The organism is Methylophaga sp. UBA4204 (assembly GCF_002379485.1).
Taxonomy (GTDB): domain Bacteria; phylum Pseudomonadota; class Gammaproteobacteria; order Nitrosococcales; family Methylophagaceae; genus Methylophaga.
The window spans coordinates 7,385-8,908 of the sequence record NZ_DFTU01000059.1 but is presented as its reverse complement, the minus strand read 5'-3'; the positions used below and the strand labels follow the sequence as shown (position 1 = coordinate 8,908).

Here is a 1,524-nt window from a genome sequence, read left to right as displayed (position 1 = left end):
TGATGATTTCAGCACTAAGGCTAAAAATTTAAATAATGATCGTAGTGATAATGCACTTTCACCTTCAGTAGCTTTGGTATGGCAAACTACAGATCAGCTGAATCTGACACTTCGTTACGATGAAGCTTTCAGGGCGCCAACCGCTGAGGAGCTTTATACCACCGGAACACATTTTTGCATTACTTCAACTTCTTGTAATACCTTTATTCCAAATGCTGATCTGAAACCAGAAGAATCTCAAAATATCGAATTCATCGCTGACTTTAATACGCAGAATCTCTTTACTCCACAAGATTACTTTGGCATCAATGCGGCATTGTTTTATAACAATATTGATAATTTTATTGAGCAAACAGTTGATAGCCCTGTTTTTTCATCATTACCTTTTCCACCTTTTTTCAGTGTTGATGCCGGGAACACAACTTATAACAATGTTGATGAAGCTCAATTAAAAGGTTTTGAGCTAAAATTTAACTATGGTCTAAATGATTTTAATGCTGCATTGTCATACGGCCAGACCCGTGGTGAAGATAAACAGACTGGTGAGAAACTTAGCGGTATTCCAGCAGATAAATGGGTATTGGATCTGAGTCAGCGCTTTATCAATCGCAGCGTTAAAACGGGGCTGAAGGTCAGCCATATCGAGACTCAGAATCGAACTCCTTCAGAAGATAGTCGAGATTATGACCACTATACCCTGACCGATATTTATGCCACCTGGCAGCCAGCTGCCATATCTGATCTCAAGCTGGATATCAGTGTGAATAATCTGTTTGATCAATATTATCGTGTGGCGTTTCAGGAGCTTTATATGCCGGGACGTGATGTAAGATTGGCAGTACGCTATCAGTTCTAATGCGGAGTAGATTTATGCAACAGGAACAAGCAGCAACACCAGCCTCAATAATGCCGGGACAAAATGCGCAACAGTTATTGGAACAGATCAGTGATTGGGGCTCGATGACAACCATCATTATTCATGGTGGCAGTGTATTCGAATTTACCGGCGCCTTTCCAAAAGCAACCGTGGCAGAAGGTTTCTATAACCTTAAAGCTGACGGCAACGGTTTTCAGGGCCATCTTAATCTGCAGAAAATTGAGCGAATCAGCTTTCAGGCTAAACCCCATCGAGGTCGTGAAAGTTATGCCTTTGTGTTTGAGGATGCAAACGATGAAGTCATCTTCAAAGTCTTTCTCGGTCGTGATGAACAGGGCGAATTGATCGCATCACAACGTGAAAAGTTTTATCAGTTAATGCAGCAATATCAAGGGCCTGTTAATCTTTCTTAGCCACCACTGCTGGAGGCTATTTTTTGTCCGACAAGGCGGTAATGATGCGATGTAGTCATTCTAGATAAGTCATTTCCAACGAAGTAGGGGGAAAATAGCACCCAGCCCTTCGGGTTGAGGCTGAAAATGCACCACTCTTCGTTGCTCGTCGTTTATTTAGAGTCACTAAACTTCACTCCTCGCGTCTTGATTGGTGCATTTTCAGTCACAGCAGAGGCGGCTATGAAAGATCAA

At 42.1% G+C, this 1,524-nt stretch carries 2 protein-coding genes; both read left to right on the top strand.

Translation table 11 applies throughout. The features are described 5' to 3' along the window. On the top strand, nucleotides 1-856 hold an 856-nt coding region (locus B3182_RS08455), incomplete at its 5' end, for a TonB-dependent receptor domain-containing protein (RefSeq protein ID WP_292752338.1). 14 nt (nucleotides 857-870) lie between these two features. Next, complete coding sequence (hutX, locus tag B3182_RS08450; protein WP_292358179.1) at nucleotides 871-1,290, top strand: heme utilization cystosolic carrier protein HutX; 420 nt, start codon at nucleotides 871-873, stop codon at nucleotides 1,288-1,290. The last annotated feature ends 234 nt before the right edge of the window (nucleotides 1,291-1,524 follow it).

Coding starts and splice junctions, on each gene's coding strand:
- hutX (WP_292358179.1), top strand. CDS start 871: ATGCAACAGGAACAAGCAGCAACACCAGCCTCAATAATGCCGGGACAA.